Here is a 14272-nt window from a genome sequence, read left to right on the forward strand (position 1 = left end):
GCCACACAACGAACAGGCACCATTTGAATGGTGACGGCTCATTATGAGCAAAAAATTTGTTTTTGTCAGGGCCTGTTTTCCTATCGCCGCTTCAGCCAGTCACTGGGTGACTGTGGGGCGCTGTCGGTCGCGCTGACTCACATAAAGTTACACACCACTTTGAAACTTTACAAATCCGCTGGTAAACCCAACTTTTTAGGTCTTTATACCTAGCCATTTTTTAAGGCCTGAGGCGTATGGATTCACGCGGCGCACGTTGGCGGGCAGCAGCACCGCCCATAGCGCGTACGTAACTGCCGCCGCGAGCATCATTGGCACCCCGTCGAGCATCTCCTTCATTCGCAACACGAAGATGGCTGCCGTTGCAGCGGCAATCAGCACCGGCATGTAGACGGTCTTCCACGAACACAATTCAACTGAGACAACGAGTGCGGGCACCAGGAAGCCGAATGCTGCAATGAGCCAAATAGGTTTACCCACAATCAGCCAGCTAAGCCCAACGCCAAGGAGGCTCGCCGCCGGACTGACCAAGCTTGCGATGATGACATGTCGCGCCCAAGTACTTTGGCTGCCGCCAAGCGTGACGAAGTTGGCCAAAGAATCTAGGTGTTGCACAACAGTTGCCATCGCCAAGATGCCCATTGTCATCAGCATGTTTCCGATATTCGGTCCGTTCTCAGGCCATGTGCTGCTGATGAAGGCGTTCGCCACCGCTGCGATACCCAGGACAACCCAGCCGATGAACCAACCGCGAACCAACGGGCGGTAGACCAACTGACCTTCAAGGCTTGCTGGGAAGTGTCCAAAGCTATCATTGCCTGGAGTATCCGCTAGGAGGTCTTCGACCGTCATGGTTTTGGCTTTGGCCTTCCAACAGGTCAGCTTCCACGCGAGAATTAGCGCCGTTATGACGAGGGCGAACCACCATCGCAAATAAATGCTGATGACACCAGCAATTAGGGCTGGCATTACCGCTACGATTCGCCCATAGCGAGTTATAACCGCAGTGCTAAGGCCCAGCGCCTGTGCTTTAGTCTTGTCTGGTTCAGTCGCAAAAATCGCCGCCCAAAGTGCGACGAGGGCGAATGTAGTAATCAGCGGGTCTTCAATTCCGCGAAGCAGGAAAAAGCCGGACAGCAGGAATATCGTGACCAACGAGCTGCTCCAATTGAGCGTGCCGAAGAAGAGTTTCATTGTGCACCTCCTAGCGCCAGCACCGCCTCTTCCAGGGTGACTTCCTGCGCGCGTAGCCCGAATTCTGCCGCCTGGTCGAATACGCACTCGGCGAAGTTGGGACGGGCGTCGATAAGCACACGCTCTGCGTGGACCGAGGAATGGCGGGCCAACACCGGCAACTGCAGGCGCCCCAACGCCCTATCTACTTGTTCCGCAGGGCCCGTCACCGCCACGATGCAGTCGACGAGGCTTTCAATGGGACCAGCCAAGGGGGCTTCGCCAAGCAAAAGCACCGTGTCGAGGTAGCCCTCAATCTCATCGAGATGATGGGTGGACACCACAATCGTGCGTTTGCCCTGTTCCTCCCGGAGGACCTCAAGAAAGCGCTGACGCTTATCGACGTCGAGGCCCAGGTAAGGCTCATCCAGCAGCATCAACTCGCAGCCGGAAGCTACGGCGAAGATAAAGCCCATCGCGGACTTCTGACCGCGGGACAAGCCGGAGTAGTTCTTCTTCGGGATCGCAAATTGCGCGGCGAGTTCTTCAGCCCGCTCCTGGTTCCAGGTCTTCCACCGCGCCTTGCCAATGCGGAAGAGCTTGTCCACGTTCCAGCCATCGAAAAGTGGGTTATCGATGCCCATCAGGATGATGCGATCCATGATCTTCTGGTTGTCAAAGGGACGCTCCCCAAAGACTTTCAACCCCTCCGACTTGAGCTGGCCTGCGATCATGCGCAGCAGCGTCGTCTTGCCCACTCCATTGGGGCCCACCAAGCCGTGGGTCAGGTTATCTTCAAGCGCGAAAGACAGCGCCGGAGCATTTTGCATAGCTAGGTTTTCGGCTTTAATCATTTCGACCACTCCGGGATACGTTGGGTATTTGCGTACAGCGGGTAAAAGTAATGAACGGGCAAAGCAAGGACGATGCAGCCTACACATACGATCGCGCCGGTAGGCTGCGATATTTCTAAGCCTTGAATAATCCCGAGAAGGCCCGGTCCAACCATCGATCCAACGAGGACCAACCACAAAGTCGCATTGCACAACACAAAGAACAGGACATAAAGTCCCACATTCACGAAGAGATCCGCGGGGGCAAGCAGCCCACTTAGTGCAAGCACGCACACCAGCCCGAGCAAGCCCGTGCCTAGGTTGTGGCGACGCCAGGAGCGGCGCGTGCGCCCGAATGCCTGCCACATGTAAAGGGAGTCGCCAAAGAGCCAGCTGCTACCGACGGCACCAAAAAGGATGGGAATTGCCCAAATAAATGGATCCCGCACTGAAGGGAATACGCCGGGGAGCAACTTCTGCCAAGCGAAGAGCAGGCCGCCAACGATGACGGCAGTGGACAGCGTGACTTTCCACCGCGCGCCCTTCGAATCTTTAACGGCGGTGCGCTTGCGCTCACGATCTTTATCACGGATTTGCGTGTATAGATACCAAACGACGAAAAGTGCGATTAGCCCGGTGATTCCCAGCGCTTGCGACAGTGGGATAACACCAATATCGAACACAGCAATGGCTGCGACCACGAGCACCGCGAGGGGAATATTCACACGCAGGAAATCTGCGCGCCGGTAGCCAAAGGCCTTGAATGCCTGAAAAGGGACCAAGAGTGCAAAGGCCAAATTGAGACCCAAGCACGAGAACATAACCTGCGAAACTAGGGGGAAGTCTGTCCAGAACCGCGCCGAGGCAAAAATTACAATCAGTACCACCGCGGCGAGACAGCGCCACCAATAGTCGGTGATGTGGTGCCAAAACAGGCTACACATGGGTTTAAACATCGAGCCCTCCCATCGCGAGCTTCACTGCGTCTTCCAAGTTGACCGGCTTGCCTTGGGCGACGCCGCGCTCCACGATGACGCGGGTATTGCCACCCACGGTCTCCTTAGCGAGCGCCGCCTCTTTCAGCTCTGCGGGTAGGGACCCGGTAACGGCGACTTCAACGAGGGCGTCGTCAAGCAGAGCGGCATCAAAAGTACGGACAACGCCGTCGCGCAGCACTAGGTAGCTGTCGACCACTTGCGAAGTCGCGTGCAGATCGTGGGTCGCCAACACCACCGTGCGCGGATGGGCCTCCAGCTCAGCGAGGAGCTCACGATAGAAGGCCTCATGGTTATAGGCATCGAGACCCAGGTAAGGCTCATCCAGCAGAGTTAACGGTGCACGCGCCGCGAGAGCAATGACAATGGCCAGCATGGAACGCTGGCCGCGGGAAGCCGAGCCATGGCGCGTGCTCAGATCGAGGTTGAAGACCTCGATGAGATTCTCCGCCACCTCCTGCTGCCAGTGGGGGTAGCGCTGGGCTGCAACCTTCACAATCGCGCCAAACTTCCAGGAACGCGGGTAGGCGGTGTCCACGCCAGCGAAGACCACCTGATCCATCACCTCGGCGTTATCGAAAGGCGCTTGTCCGAAGACCTCAATTTTTCCCTTGTAACGCGCCTGCCCGGCCAGCAGCGAAAGCAGAGTGGACTTGCCTGTGCCGTTGCGGCCAACAAGCCCGTAGATGCGGCCTTCCTCTAGTTGAATATTGACGCCGTCCAGGACGGTCTTGCGGGAGAAAGACTTGGAAACACCCTGCGCGGTTACAACGGTGTTTGCAGTGATTGCAGCGTTTGCGGCGTTCGCGGTGTGTGCGGTCATGAGTAGAGTCCTCTGCTTTCTGCGACACGGTGGACAAGTTCTTGTAATTGCTCGCGCGTATACCCAAGGCGGACGGCCTCATCGACGAGGGGGGCGACGTATTCGGCGGCGAAGTCATTGCGGCGCCGCTGGCGGATTTTCTCGGTAGCGCCGGCCGCCACGAACATGCCGATGCCGCGGCGTTTTTCTAGAATTCCGAGTTCGGTCAACAAAGTAATCCCCTTTCGTGCCGTGGCGGGATTGATGTTGTGGAAGGCGGCTAGCTCATTCGTCGAAGGCGCCTGCGCTCCTTCTTCCAGGCCACCTTCCACGATGGAGTCCTCAATTAGCGCGGCGATCTGTCTGAACAACGGCTGCGTCGAGTTATCCATGTACGCCTGCACCTCCTCGCTTGCTCAACTGGTTAGTCACTCAACTAACTAACTAAACAAGTACCTCCGATTTTAGGTTTACGCAAGAGCAAAACTTTTCTAGACCGTCTGACCTGCCAATTCCCCCCAAGGCATCGACGTTTAGTGACTAATGGGGCACACTGGAAACCAAAGCAAATTTATTTAGAACTATTAGGAACGGAACTTAGGAGCCATGCTTGAACGAACACTTGTCTTCGTTGACACGTCTTACCTGCTTGCGAGCTTTTATAACTCATGGGAAACCGGAGCTCGCGCGCAACTAGAAATTGACCTCCCAGAGGTCGTAAATAATCTCGGTTCCATGGTGGAGAACCAGCTCGGAAACCGCATTCACCGCCAGTACTGGTACGACGGAATCCCAGACACTGGCCCACACCGCTACCAGCGCGCACTGCGCACCTGTGATGGCGTGCAGCTTCGCACCGGCCAGCTCATCGAGTGGGGCGAGCGCCGCACCCAAAAGGCAGTCGATACCCGCCTCGTTGCCGACATGATTCTCGCTGCAATGAAGCAGCAAGTCACCGACTTTGTTTTGGTTTCCGGTGACGCCGACATGATCCCGGGCGTACAAGAAGCCGTAAACGCGGGCGTGCGCGTGCACCTCTACGGCTTTGGCTGGGACTCCATGTCCTCCGCACTGCGCCACGCTTGTGACACCACGACCATCCTCGATCCGCGCGAAGATTTCGCCGATGCAATGGAGCTGCAGGTTCTGGAAGGCCCACTGCCGCCCACCATCCGCGAGCCTCACAACAGCGACGAAGAGCTGCCGCAGGTGCCTCAAGTAGAGGACGAGTGCGAGCCTTCCGAGGCAGAAGCAGCGTTTACCTCAGCACCGAAGCCCAGCCCCTCCCCTGCCGACCTCGCGCCACAGACGGCCACCACAACGGGCTCGGGTGAAACTGCCGAGACCAAGCCTGCGGCCGCGAACACGCAGGCACCGCAGACCCCGTCTACAGATTCCACCGACGAAACGCAAAGCGCAGCCGAGACTCCGAAGCCAGCTGCACCGAAGCCGTCCATGATGGCACCGCGCCGCAAGCTGCGTTCCAAGTACGTGCCGCTACCCGAGGAGGTCTGGACCTCTGCCGGCTTCCAGTCGCCATTCGACGTCGGCCAGCAATACGCCTCCTGGTGGTTCGAGAATGCCGCCAACGCCGAGCAACGCGACCAAGCACACCTACTCTCGGGCGGCGGCCTGCCGCCGGAGATCGACCGCCCGCTGCTGCAGTTTGCCTGTGAAACTCTGCACGAGTACACGCTGAGCGAATCCCAACGCGTCAATCTGCGCGATGGCTTCCACTCCGGCATTCGTGGCGTCCTCATCGCCATCCGCCGCGAGGAAAGCTAACCTCCTCACCTAAAAAAGGAGGCGGCCACCCCCTTCAGCTCCCTCAGCGTTGAGGAAAGAAGGAGGTGGCCGCCTCTTTTTTCTATTTCTGCCTTAAAAGCCTTAGTGGCTACTTCTGCTCACCGGAACCCAGCTCTTTCTGCTTAGCCATCTCGGCACGGATCTCCTCCAGACGGGAGGTTGCCTTCATGTCATTGCCGGCCGCGGTGATTTCCTGAATACGGCTGCCACCGGAAGCCTGGTGCAGCTCTTGCGCACCCAGTGCATCGGTATAGCGCTTTTCAATCTTTGCGCGCACAGAATCTAGCGTAGGCACGGAGTCATCCGCCTGCAGTTCGTCCATGGACTGCGCGACCTTGGAGTTTTGCTCCTGCATCGCGGCCTGATCAGCCTGCGCCATGAGCTCGTCGACCTGTGCCAGCTGCTCCTTCAGGCGTGCCTCGGACTGCTGCTGCTGAGCCTTAGCCTGCTCTGCAGCCTGAATGGCAGCGGCGTGTTGAGTCTTTACGTTCTCCAGCTCATGTTCCACAGCAACCAGCTGAGAGGCTACGACCTCGGCAGCCTGGTTGTACTCGGAAGCAGCCTGTGGGTCATCCGCCTTATCTGCTAGCTCGAGGGCGCGGCGCGTCTGGTTTTGGTAATCCTCCTGCTGCTTGAGCAGGCGGTTGATCTGCAGCTCGAGCTGGTTCTTGTGACCGATGATTTCCGCCGCATGCTCGGAGATCTTGCGGTGTTGTTCCTTGGCGGCGTCCACAGCCTGCTGAATTTGCACCTTGGGGTCGGCGTTCTCATCGATCTTCTGATCGAAAGAGGCCATTACGTACTTCCAGCCTTTGCTGAATGGATTCGCCATTGAACTAACTCCTTGCGTGTGGAAATAAGGGAAGGTCCCAATAAAAAGGACGTTTTCTAGCGAGTTTAGCCGGACTAGCTAGAAAACGTCCGAGAAAAGAGCTTGAAGGTGGGGGATGAAGCGCTATGCGCCGAACCCGCTGCCTTCCTAGCTCTCGCTTTGTGCGTTCTGCTCTTCAACCTGACGACGGACGTCCTCCATGTCAAGCCCCTTAACCTGCTTGATCACATCCTCGAGGGCTGCTGGTGGCAATGCACCCGCCTCACGGAAGACCAGGATCCCGTCACGGAAGATCATCAGGGTAGGAATGGACTGGATCTGCAGCGCTGCGGAAAGGCCCTGGTTTGCCTCGGTGTCGAGCTTGGCGAAGGTTGCGTCTGGGTGCTCCTCGGAAGCCTTCTCGAATACCGGCGCGAAGCGCTTGCACGGGCCGCACCAATCAGCCCAAGCGTCTACGAGAGTAATGCCCTCACCGGACACGGTCTGCTCAAAGGTCTCTTCGGTTACGTCGATGGTTGCCATATAAATCTCTCCTGTTTTTCGGGGTCTTTCCTATCAACGGTACATGACTGAGTGTTATTCCTTAGCGCACTATTGCAATATACCCCCTGGGGGTATACGGTCAGGTTGTACCCAAAGAAAGGAAAGACAATGAGCGTAAAGAACTACACCGTAGAGGGCATGACCTGCGGACACTGCGAAATGTCGGTACGTGAAGAGGTCGGCGAAATCGCCGGCGTCAGCGCCGTTAGCGCAGACCACACCACCGGCGCCGTCACCGTCGAGGGCGAGGGCTTCACCGACGAGCAGGTTGTCGCCGCCGTTGCAGAGGCAGGCTACAAGCTCAAGGCCTAATTCACTCTTCCCCTTCCTGATTCACTCTTCCCTCTTAAAACCATGACTAATCTCGCCCACCTAGATCTTGGCGTTTCCGGCATGACGTGCACCTCGTGCTCGTCGCGCGTGCAGCGCAAGCTCAACAAGGTCGACGGAGTAACGGCCAACGTCAACTTCGCCACCGAGACCGCCGCCATTGAGTACGACCCGGCCACTGCAAACCCCGAATCCCTCATTGAGGTAGTTCGCGGCGCCGGCTACGACGCTTTCACTATGGGCGATGATTCTTCCGATGCGGAAGGCCCCGAGGATGACGCAGATCCCGCCGCGGCAGCGCGCACCCAGGAGTCCCGTGATCTACTGCGCCGCACCCTCATCTCAGCCGCGCTTTCCACGCCGATAATGCTGGTTTCCATGCTGCCCAGCCTGCAGTTCGACAACTGGCAATGGGCGGCCGCAATTCTGGCGACCATCGTCTATATCTTCGGCGGCGCACCTTTCCACAAGGCGACGTGGGTAAATCTGCGTCACGGCTCCTTCACCATGGACACGCTGATTTCCATGGGAACCACCGCGGCCTATTTTTGGTCGCTGTATGCCATGTTCTTCGGCACCGCCGGCCAGCCTGGGATGAAGATGCACATGGAGCTGATGTCCAACCACGCACAGATGGATCACATCTATCTGGAATCGGTGGGCATGGTCATCACATTCTTGCTATTGGGCCGTTGGTTTGAGGTCAAAGCCAAGGGCCAATCCTCGGAGGCGCTGCGCACGCTTCTGGGGATGGGCGCCAAAGACGCTACGCTGCTTGTCGACGGCGCGGAAAAACGCGTGTCCATCGCACAGCTCCAGGTAGGAGACGTATTCGTCGTTCGTCCTGGCGAGAAGATCGCCACCGATGGCGTCGTGGAAGCCGGCGCCTCCGCCGTGGACGAGTCCATGCTGACAGGCGAGTCGATGCCCGTGGAAGTCAAGGCGGGTGACCGCGTTACCGGCGCCACGTTGAACTCCGCCGGCCGCTTAGAAGTCCGCGCCACCAAGGTCGGCGCGGATACCACACTCGCACAAATGGCCAAGCTGGTCACCGACGCCCAGGCTTCCAAGGCCCCAGTCCAGCGCCTGGTGGACAAGATTGCGCAGGTCTTCGTGCCCGTGGTCATCACCATTGCCGTCCTAACGCTGCTCGCGCACTTGGTCTTTGGGGGCGGCGTCGCACCAGCCTTCATCGCTGCGGTCGCTGTACTTATCATCGCCTGCCCCTGCGCAATGGGCCTTGCAACTCCGACTGCCATTTTGGTGGGCACTGGCCGCGGCGCGCAGCTGGGGCTTCTCATCAAAGGCCCTGAGGTCCTCGAGTCCACCAAGAAGGTAGACACCATCGTCATGGACAAGACCGGCACCGTCACCGAGGGAAAAATGACCGTCGCACATGTACATCTCGCGCAGCAAATGGGAGGCTCTACAGCAGAAGGCAGGCTTCTCCTGCTCGCCGCCGCGGTGGAAGCAGGTTCTGAGCATCCGATTGCCAAGGCCATCGTTTCAGCAGCCCAAGATCTGCCGCAGGCAGGCCGCATTGAGCCCGCAAGCGATTTCCATTCCGTGGCAGGCCAAGGCGTCGAGGGCACAATAGACGGACACCGCGTGCGCGTCGGACGCATAAAGGGTGAGCAAGCAGCACGCGGCGAGCTCGCCGCCACCTTCCAGGCCGCGGAGGCCGAGGGCGCAACCCCGGTCGCCGTCTACGTGGACGATACGCTCGCTGGAATCATCGATGTTCGCGATACGGTGAAGCCGACGTCTGCCGCGGCCGTCGCCAAGCTCCGCGAACTCGGCCTTGCCCCACATCTTCTAACCGGTGACAACGAAGGAGCAGCGCGCGCCGTCGCCAAGGCCGTGGGCATCGCCAACGCGGACGTGACCGCAGGCGTGCTGCCGTCCGACAAGGTGGCGGTAATCAGGCACCTGCAGGAGGAGGGAAAGACCGTTGCCATGGTGGGTGACGGCGTCAACGACGCAGCAGCCCTTGCCCAGGCAGACCTCGGCCTAGCCATGGGGGCTGGCACCGACGTGGCGATTGAAGCATCCGATATCACCTTGATGAACAGCGATCTGCGCTCTGCAGCCGACGCCATCCGGCTCTCGCGCCGCACGCTGCGCATCATCAAGGGCAACCTCTTCTGGGCTTTCGCCTACAACGTACTGCTCATCCCGGTAGCCGCCTTGGGCCTACTCAACCCGCTTTTCGCCGGCATCGCTATGGCCTTTAGCTCCGTGTTCGTTGTCAGCAACTCACTGCGTCTGCGCAACTTCCAATCTTCCTAGCATTTTCCCAGCACACAGAGCTGGACCAAGCTATAGTGCCCTTGTATGCGGACAATAAACCAAGGCCACATTTCACGCGCGGAGCGTCTCGACCGCCTGCCTGTTACTAAGAAACACAAGAAGCTGTTAGCCGGCTCAGGGATCGGCTGGGCACTCGATGCCATGGATGTTGGACTCATCTCTTTCGTCATGGCAGCTTTGGCAACCCACTGGGGCATTAGCCCTACCGAATCCTCCTGGCTGGCTTCAATCGGCTTCGTGGGCATGGCACTCGGCGCGACCTTTGGAGGATTGCTTGCCGATAAGATTGGGCGCCGCCAAGTATTCGCGCTAACCCTGCTGGTCTACGGTTTGGCCACCGGCGCATCAGCCCTCTCGACCGGATTGACGATGCTCCTTGTCCTGCGCTTTATCGTCGGCCTCGGTTTAGGCGCAGAACTGCCGGTGGCATCAACGCTCATTTCCGAGTTCTCCCCGCTTAAAGTGCGTGGACGCATGGTGGTCATACTTGAGGCTTTCTGGGCAGTGGGCTGGGTGCTCGCAGCGCTCATTGGCACCTTTGTAGTCGGGGCGTCGCCTAGCGGCTGGCGCTGGGCCTTGGCGCTGGGAATGGCACCTGCCATCTACGCTCTCTTCGTACGCCTCCGCCTGCCAGAGTCGGTGCGTTTCTTGGAATCCAAAGGCCGGCACGCGGAGGCAGAAGAGGCAGTGGCCTCCTTCGAAGCAGCGGCCAGATCCGAGGGCAAACCTCATTCCTCTGCAGTTACCCCACCGACCTACGGGGAGGAAGACATCGCCTCGACTAGCATTTGGTCGGTATCACTGCGCCGACGGACCGCCGCGTTCTGGAGCATCTGGTTTTGTGTGAACTTGAGCTACTACGGCGCGTTCATCTGGATTCCTTCGCTCCTCGTAGCCGATGGGTTCAGCCTGGTTAAATCCTTCAGCTTCACGTTAATCATCACGCTTGCCCAGCTGCCCGGCTACGCCGCTGCAGCCTGGCTTATTGAATCCTGGGGCCGACGCCCAACGCTCGCCGCGTTCCTAATCGGTTCCGCCTGTGCAGCAGGAATGTATGGTTTTGCATCCACCACGACCTTGATTCTCGTGGCAGGTTGCCTGTTGTCCTTCTTCAACTTGGGAGCCTGGGGCGCGCTTTACGCCATCGGCCCAGAGCTCTATCCCACCCACCTCCGCGGCGCGGGAACGGGTGCCGCCGCGGGCTTCGGTCGGCTGGCTTCCATTCTCGCTCCATTGATGGTGCCAGTGGTAGTCTCGCACGGCGGTACGCCCTGGCTTTTTGCCATCTTCGCCGCCGCATTCGCTGTGGCAACAATTGCCGCATTCTTACTTCCAGAACAACGGGGAAAGGCACTGGTATAGAGATGAATGCACGCTTGCGCGCTGCCGTTGCTCTGGGTGGATATTGCGCGGTCATTTTGTCACTGACCACTCTGAAAGCCTTCTTCCAGATCGGTTATCTCTGGAATCCGGATAATCAACGCGCCAGGGAGCTGCGTCTGATGCCGCTGGATGATCTGTTCTCCGGCAGCTGGTTCAAGCCTGCGTTTGAATACGGCGGTAACTTCGCATTCTTCGTCCCACTTGGAGTACTGCTCTACGTGCAGGTGGGCTCGAAACTCAAGGCAACGATCTGGGGTTTTGTCTTCTCTGGCCTAGTCGAGACCATCCAATACGTCTTTTCGCTAGGTCGCACCGACATCGATGATCTCTTCTTCAACACCCTGGGTGCATTCTTCGGCGCCTGGCTCGCGCAACAGCTCGGAAAAAGATTGCACGCCTTCTGGCAATGGTTGGCCATCGCCACGACCGCGGTATTTATCGTGCTCGTAGTACTCGGCCCGCGCCTAGGCGATCCTGCAAAGGTCAAGGATTTGTCTCTGTATGGATCTGCTGAAGAATCGCTTTCCGCGCAGCTTTCCACTGCGACCCTTCCGGCTTAGACCACGAATAATGCTCCGCGTCATCGAGGAGCACCACGCTGCGGGCTAGGTCGTTGACCACGGGTGCCGCAGAGCGCGCAGTAGACTTTTCTTGGCATTCACCACCAAGGAAGAAGACCACTAAGGGGATCTTTTCGCAGGTAGAAGCTTCTTGGGCGTCACCAAGTATCCATGTTGTCGCGGGTGTGGCAGGTTATTAGCCATGCGCCATGTTGACGAACTTGGAGTAGTGCAGCTGGTGCGCAACCTGGATTGTATCGATAGGACCACCGCGGTGCTTAGCCAGGATGATGTCAGCCTCGCCGGCTCGTGGGTCATCCCGGTCTTGGGAGTCTGGGCGGTAAAGCAGCATAACCATATCGGCGTCCTGCTCCAGCGAGCCCGACTCACGGAGGTCAGCAAGCTGCGGCTTCTTGTCAGTGCGGGACTCTGGGCCACGGTTCAGCTGGGAAATGGCAATCAGCGGCACCTCGAGCTCCTTGGCCAAAAGCTTGAGCTGACGGGAGAATTCCGAGACCTCTTGCTGACGGGATTCAACCTTCTTGCCGGAAGACATCAGCTGCATATAGTCAAGCACGATGAGGTCCAAACCATGTTGTTGCTTTAGGCGGCGGGCCTTGGAGCGAATCTCCATCATAGTGAGGTTCGGAGAATCATCGATGAACAGTGCCGCGTCTTGGATGCGGTTGAGCGTCTGGTCGATCTTGGCCCAGTCTTCAGTGGAAACACGGCCACCGCGCATATCGGATAGCTTTACCTCCGCCTCAGCCGAGAGCAAACGCATCACGATCTCAGAGGCAGACATCTCGAGGGAGAAGATTACGGAAGTCTTGCCATGCTGCAACGAAGCCGAACGCATGAAGTCCATGGCCAGCGTCGACTTACCAACACCAGGACGCGCCGCGACAATGATCATCTGGCCAGCACGCAGACCATTGGTTAGCTTGTCCAAGTCAATGAAGCCAGTTGGTACGCCAGCCTCCAAGCCACCGTTTTGCTGCAGCATCGCGAGCTCGTCAATGGTTGGATCGATAAGCTTTCCAAGAACTTGATAATCCTCGGTTGTCTTCTTCTGCGCCACCGCAAACACTTCTTGCTGGGCACGATCCAAGACAGACTCGATTTCTGCATCTTCGGCGCCTTCAAAACCCAGCTGAACAACGCGCGTACCTGCGTCAACAAGCTTGCGCAGAACTGCCTTTTCCGCAACGATTTCCGCATAGTAGCGAGCATTCGCTGCAGTAGGAACGGTGGCCAAAAGGGTGTGCAAATAGGGCGCACCACCCACGCGCTCCAGATTGTTATAGCGGTCTAGACGGGAAGCAACGATGACCGCGTCAATGTCAGTGCCGGCGGCATAAAGATCGACCATAGCCTGGTAAATCAACGCATGCGCTGGGTAATAGAAGTCATCTGGTTCGAGCTCCTCAATGACTTCCATAACCGTATTCGGGCTAAGGAGCATAGCGCCCAAGACGCCTTGCTCTGCTTCCCTATCTGAAGGCGGCTGGCGGAACTCGCCATAGCGCTTAACGTCATCCTTGCGCCTGCTGCGATAGGGACGGTCTTCTACCTCCGGCACATCGGGCGCCTCTGGTGGTACGAAGTCAGAGTCATCAAAGCTTGCATTAGTCATAGACAATCCATCCCACGATATTTTTATCGGCCGCTAGGCGGCATATCTCCCCTCGGCTACTCTTTCAAGCTTTAAGTCTAATGCAGCGGATAGACATATAATTTTCGCCCCTCCACGCGCTTCGCTTGGGTATAAAACGAAAGTTTTCCACAGGCACTTGTGCAATTCCCAGGTGAGTGCGCACTTTTGTCCCAAAACTGCTGTTAGACCCTGTGGATAACTTCCTCAAGCCACTGACCTGCGATTACTATAAGCGCAGCTCAGGAAGTGTTTTTGCCAATGTGAAAATGTACACAAAACCAGTGGACAACCGCATCTACCTGCGCATTAACGCTTTAACCCGCAGGTTAACGAGCGGTAAAAACAGCCTCCACTTGACAAAAGTTATCCACAGATTTGGAAAGTTATCCACAGTTATCCACAGGCGGGTGAAATCGTGCCTAAAACGCGCAAAAGGCCCCTGGGGCTTGCCACCTCACATGGCAGGCCCCAAGGACCAACTGCGTTGCTGTTGTCATTGTGGTTTCCATGCTTCGGGCATGGAAACCGTCGTGCGCCTTAAATCAGTTTTAGGCAGCGACGACCGAGAAGTTCACCTTGCCGAGAACATCAGCGTGCAGCTTGAGCTCGACCTGGTAGTTGCCGGTCTTCTTGACCAAGCCCTTTGGCAGAACGACGATGCGCTTGTCCAGCTTCGGGCCGCCAGCGGCCTCAATAGCGGAAACGATGTCGTCTGCAGAAACGGAGCCGAAAAGCTTGCCGTTTTCAGAAGTCTTCATTGCAACCTGAACGCCGGAGAGCTGCTCGAGCTGGTTGCGGACCTCGCGTGCGTGATCCAGGTCGCGGATTGCGCGAGCTTCCTGGGCGCGCTTGATGCCCTCGATCTGCTTCTCAGCACCGCGGGTGGCAACGATAGCCAGGCCGCGAGGAAGCAGGTAGTTACGTCCGTAGCCGTTCTTGACCTCAACAATTTCGCCTGGGGCGCCGAGGTTCTCAACGGCAGCGGTGAGGATCAGCTTCATGATCCCTGCCTTTCAATTGAGTTAGTTAATAATTGCGTTTGACAGTG

14 protein-coding genes are annotated in these 14272 nt (G+C 57.8%); 5 read left to right on the forward strand and 9 right to left on the reverse strand.

Annotated features, from left to right (window positions below):
- Positions 1-195 precede the first annotated feature (195 nt).
- From QKB66_RS08345 to QKB66_RS08365, 5 genes are read right to left on the reverse strand one after another with little or no spacing between them, the layout of a single operon-like run.
- Entirely contained in the window at positions 196-1194 is a 999-nt protein-coding gene (locus tag QKB66_RS08345) for a hypothetical protein (protein WP_414253090.1), read from the reverse strand.
- Positions 1191-2027 (reverse strand): AAA family ATPase, encoded by an 837-nt coding sequence (locus QKB66_RS08350; protein ID WP_414253091.1) that lies wholly within the window; start codon positions 2025-2027, stop codon positions 1191-1193. Before QKB66_RS08350 ends, QKB66_RS08345 begins: the two co-directional genes overlap by 4 nt.
- Complete coding sequence (locus QKB66_RS08355) at positions 2024-2962, reverse strand: hypothetical protein (RefSeq protein ID WP_414253092.1); 939 nt, start codon at positions 2960-2962, stop codon at positions 2024-2026. Before QKB66_RS08355 ends, QKB66_RS08350 begins: the two co-directional genes overlap by 4 nt.
- Positions 2955-3824 carry an ATP-binding cassette domain-containing protein gene (locus QKB66_RS08360; protein ID WP_414253093.1) on the reverse strand — a complete coding sequence of 290 codons (870 nt, stop codon included), beginning with the start codon at positions 3822-3824 and terminating at the stop codon, positions 2955-2957. Before QKB66_RS08360 ends, QKB66_RS08355 begins: the two co-directional genes overlap by 8 nt.
- Positions 3821-4195, reverse strand: a complete 375-nt coding sequence (locus tag QKB66_RS08365; RefSeq protein WP_414253094.1) for a GntR family transcriptional regulator — start codon at positions 4193-4195, stop codon at positions 3821-3823. The genes QKB66_RS08360 and QKB66_RS08365 overlap by 4 nt, the downstream gene beginning before the upstream one ends.
- Positions 4196-4409: 214 nt before the next feature.
- Between QKB66_RS08365 and QKB66_RS08370 the strand changes: the two genes are divergently transcribed.
- Positions 4410-5588, forward strand: a complete 1179-nt coding sequence (locus tag QKB66_RS08370; protein WP_414253095.1) for an NYN domain-containing protein — start codon at positions 4410-4412, stop codon at positions 5586-5588.
- Between the two features lie 109 nt (positions 5589-5697).
- Here QKB66_RS08370 and QKB66_RS08375 read toward each other — a convergent pair whose 3' ends face one another.
- Positions 5698-6441, reverse strand: coding sequence for a PspA/IM30 family protein (locus tag QKB66_RS08375; protein ID WP_414253096.1), 744 nt, complete (start codon positions 6439-6441; stop codon positions 5698-5700).
- Positions 6442-6588: 147 nt separating this feature from the next.
- A complete protein-coding gene (gene trxA, locus QKB66_RS08380) occupies positions 6589-6963 on the reverse strand; it encodes a thioredoxin (RefSeq protein ID WP_414253097.1) in 375 nt (124 codons plus the stop codon).
- Between the two features lie 129 nt (positions 6964-7092).
- Here trxA and QKB66_RS08385 point away from each other — a divergent pair, with 129 nt between their 5' ends.
- The 4 genes from QKB66_RS08385 to QKB66_RS08400 are packed head-to-tail and all read left to right on the forward strand — an operon-like array spanning position 7093 to position 11567.
- Complete coding sequence (locus QKB66_RS08385) at positions 7093-7296, forward strand: heavy-metal-associated domain-containing protein (protein WP_248092782.1); 204 nt, start codon at positions 7093-7095, stop codon at positions 7294-7296.
- Positions 7297-7338: 42 nt separating this feature from the next.
- Positions 7339-9603, forward strand: a complete 2265-nt coding sequence (locus tag QKB66_RS08390; RefSeq protein ID WP_414253098.1) for a heavy metal translocating P-type ATPase — start codon at positions 7339-7341, stop codon at positions 9601-9603.
- A gap of 45 nt (positions 9604-9648) precedes the next feature.
- Positions 9649-10986, forward strand: coding sequence for an MFS transporter (locus QKB66_RS08395; RefSeq protein ID WP_248092784.1), 1338 nt, complete (start codon positions 9649-9651; stop codon positions 10984-10986).
- Between the two features lie 2 nt (positions 10987-10988).
- Positions 10989-11567, forward strand: coding sequence for a VanZ family protein (locus QKB66_RS08400; protein ID WP_248092785.1), 579 nt, complete (start codon positions 10989-10991; stop codon positions 11565-11567).
- Between the two features lie 196 nt (positions 11568-11763).
- Here QKB66_RS08400 and dnaB read toward each other — a convergent pair whose 3' ends face one another.
- Both dnaB and rplI read right to left on the reverse strand, forming a co-directional pair.
- Positions 11764-13203, reverse strand: a complete 1440-nt coding sequence (dnaB, locus tag QKB66_RS08405) for a replicative DNA helicase (RefSeq protein WP_248092786.1) — start codon at positions 13201-13203, stop codon at positions 11764-11766.
- Between the two features lie 569 nt (positions 13204-13772).
- Complete coding sequence (gene rplI, locus QKB66_RS08410) at positions 13773-14225, reverse strand: 50S ribosomal protein L9 (RefSeq protein WP_062036695.1); 453 nt, start codon at positions 14223-14225, stop codon at positions 13773-13775.
- Between the last annotated feature and the right edge of the window lie 47 nt (positions 14226-14272).

The sequence above is a fragment of the Corynebacterium sp. c25Ua_89 genome (assembly GCF_047459735.1).
GTDB classification, from domain to species: domain Bacteria; phylum Actinomycetota; class Actinomycetes; order Mycobacteriales; family Mycobacteriaceae; genus Corynebacterium; species Corynebacterium simulans.

Excerpts from the sequence above, each read along its gene's own strand:
- QKB66_RS08345 (WP_414253090.1), bottom strand. The coding sequence starts at position 1,194 with ATGAAACTCTTCTTCGGCACGCTCAATTGGAGCAGCTCGTTGGTCACG.
- QKB66_RS08350 (WP_414253091.1), bottom strand. The coding sequence starts at position 2,027 with ATGATTAAAGCCGAAAACCTAGCTATGCAAAATGCTCCGGCGCTGTCT.
- QKB66_RS08355 (WP_414253092.1), bottom strand. The coding sequence starts at position 2,962 with ATGTTTAAACCCATGTGTAGCCTGTTTTGGCACCACATCACCGACTAT.
- QKB66_RS08360 (WP_414253093.1), bottom strand. The coding sequence starts at position 3,824 with ATGACCGCACACACCGCGAACGCCGCAAACGCTGCAATCACTGCAAAC.
- QKB66_RS08365 (WP_414253094.1), bottom strand. The coding sequence starts at position 4,195 with ATGGATAACTCGACGCAGCCGTTGTTCAGACAGATCGCCGCGCTAATT.
- QKB66_RS08370 (WP_414253095.1), top strand. The coding sequence starts at position 4,410 with ATGCTTGAACGAACACTTGTCTTCGTTGACACGTCTTACCTGCTTGCG.
- QKB66_RS08375 (WP_414253096.1), bottom strand. The coding sequence starts at position 6,441 with ATGGCGAATCCATTCAGCAAAGGCTGGAAGTACGTAATGGCCTCTTTC.
- trxA (WP_414253097.1), bottom strand. The coding sequence starts at position 6,963 with ATGGCAACCATCGACGTAACCGAAGAGACCTTTGAGCAGACCGTGTCC.
- QKB66_RS08385 (WP_248092782.1), top strand. The coding sequence starts at position 7,093 with ATGAGCGTAAAGAACTACACCGTAGAGGGCATGACCTGCGGACACTGC.
- QKB66_RS08390 (WP_414253098.1), top strand. The coding sequence starts at position 7,339 with ATGACTAATCTCGCCCACCTAGATCTTGGCGTTTCCGGCATGACGTGC.
- QKB66_RS08395 (WP_248092784.1), top strand. The coding sequence starts at position 9,649 with ATGCGGACAATAAACCAAGGCCACATTTCACGCGCGGAGCGTCTCGAC.
- QKB66_RS08400 (WP_248092785.1), top strand. The coding sequence starts at position 10,989 with ATGAATGCACGCTTGCGCGCTGCCGTTGCTCTGGGTGGATATTGCGCG.
- dnaB (WP_248092786.1), bottom strand. The coding sequence starts at position 13,203 with ATGACTAATGCAAGCTTTGATGACTCTGACTTCGTACCACCAGAGGCG.
- rplI (WP_062036695.1), bottom strand. The coding sequence starts at position 14,225 with ATGAAGCTGATCCTCACCGCTGCCGTTGAGAACCTCGGCGCCCCAGGC.